The sequence below is a fragment of the Rhodococcus sp. 05-2255-1e genome (assembly GCF_002259025.1).
Lineage (GTDB): Bacteria > Actinomycetota > Actinomycetes > Mycobacteriales > Mycobacteriaceae > Rhodococcoides > Rhodococcoides fascians.
Map to the genome: position 1 here is coordinate 1 of NZ_NOZE01000002.1, position 1,675 is coordinate 1,675.

The following is a 1,675-nucleotide window of genomic DNA, read 5'->3' on the forward strand; positions in this document are numbered from 1 at the left end:
TGTCGTCCAACTCCTGATACGTCCACGACCGACCCTCGAACACCACCGCTATGACGTCCGGCCGCACCCTCACCTGCTCGGCGAACAACTCCGGAATCGCGGGGTCCACGATCGATTCATTTAGCACTGACCGCGCTCCGAGGGCGTCCAGCTGCGTCAGTTCTCTCTCGTCAAGCAAGTCGATTGACGCCACCGAGCGGTCCGTGCCGGCGAGCATCGTCGTGAGCACCCGCTGCCAGCGGGTAACAAGTTGTTTTACAGTTTCGGCGTCATAGACGTCGGTGCGGTACTCGACCAGACCCCCAATGCCTATGGGACGGCCGGAGTTGTCGAACCGCTCACGCAGGCTGAAAGTCAAGTCCATTCGAGCGGTCAAGGTGTCCGTGCGCTGCGGGGAAATGTCGAGACCTGGCAGAGACAGATCGGGCAGGGTGACGTTTTGCCAGGCGAACAGGATTTGGATCAACGGATGGTGAGCCTGCGTACGGACCGGATTGAGGCGCTCGACAAGCGCATCGAACGGCACATCTTGGTTCGCGAACGCGTCCAGGCTCCGCTCCCGTACCTCCTCCAACAAATCACCGAAGTTCATCTCGGCTGAAACCCGCGTACGCAACACCAGCGTGTTGACGAAAAACCCGACCATGCCGTCAAACTCGGTTCGCCCCCGCCCCGCCGTCGGCACCCCGAACGCCACATCCGCGCTCCCGCTCAAACGCGCCAACAGCACCGAAAGCGCCGCCGACATCACCATGAACGTCGTCGCATTGCGTTCCCGCGCCACAACCCGCACGAGTTCCTGCAGTTCGGCGGGCCATTCGACGACGACTTGGCCGCCCTGATGGTTGGCGACGGCGGGGTAAGGCCGGTCCGTGGGAAGCTCCAGCAGTCCCGCGTATCCAGCGAGGTTCCGCTCCCAGAAAACTGTTTGTCGACCAGATCGGGTATTAGGATCGTCGGCCTCGCCGAGGAGCTTGTGCTGCCAGATTGTGAAGTCGGCGTACTGAACGGGCAACGGCTCCCAGCCTGGCTCCGTCCGGGTGGTGCGGGCCTGATATGCGGTAGTCAGGTCGCGAACCAGCGGCGAGAGAGATGATCCGTCGGCGGCGATGTGGTGCATTGCCAGGGCCAGATGGTGTTCCGTGGTCGAGACTGCGAAAAGCCTTGCACGAAAGGGAATCTCGGTTTCTAAGTCGAAGGCGTGGCGGGTGACAATACCGACCGCCTCATCCAACTGTTGATCGGTCCAGTTGGTGGCGTCGATGACTTTGCAGGCGACAAGCCCTTCAGAGGCATCGAGAATGCACTGCTCGGGCACGCCAGCCGTAGCGGGAAACACTGTGCGAACACTCTCGTGCCGGGCTACGACATCGGCAACCGCCAGGGTCAGCGCGTCGACGTCGAGTAGACCGATTAGGCGTAGTACCAGAGGGATGTTGTATGTCGCCGATGGTCCCTCTAGCTGATGGATGAACCACAACCGACGCTGGGCGAACGACAGCGGCAACTGGGCCGGACGCGCATATGGCTCCCAGATTTGCCTGGTGCCCGACTGTCCTCCACCCACCACACGAGCCAGGCCCGCTACGGTGGGGGCTTCCATGAGTGCACGGACGCTGATTTCACAGTCGAAGGTTTCCTGCACGGCGGCTACGACACGCATCGCAGAGAGCGA

General features: G+C 61.9%; 1 protein-coding gene. It reads right to left on the reverse strand.

Annotated elements, in window-relative coordinates; all coding sequences use genetic code 11:
• A partial coding sequence (locus tag CH262_RS00030) for a condensation domain-containing protein (RefSeq protein WP_256988594.1) occupies positions 1–1,645 on the reverse strand: 1,645 nt, incomplete at its 3' end.
• Positions 1,646–1,675: the final 30 nt, after the last annotated feature.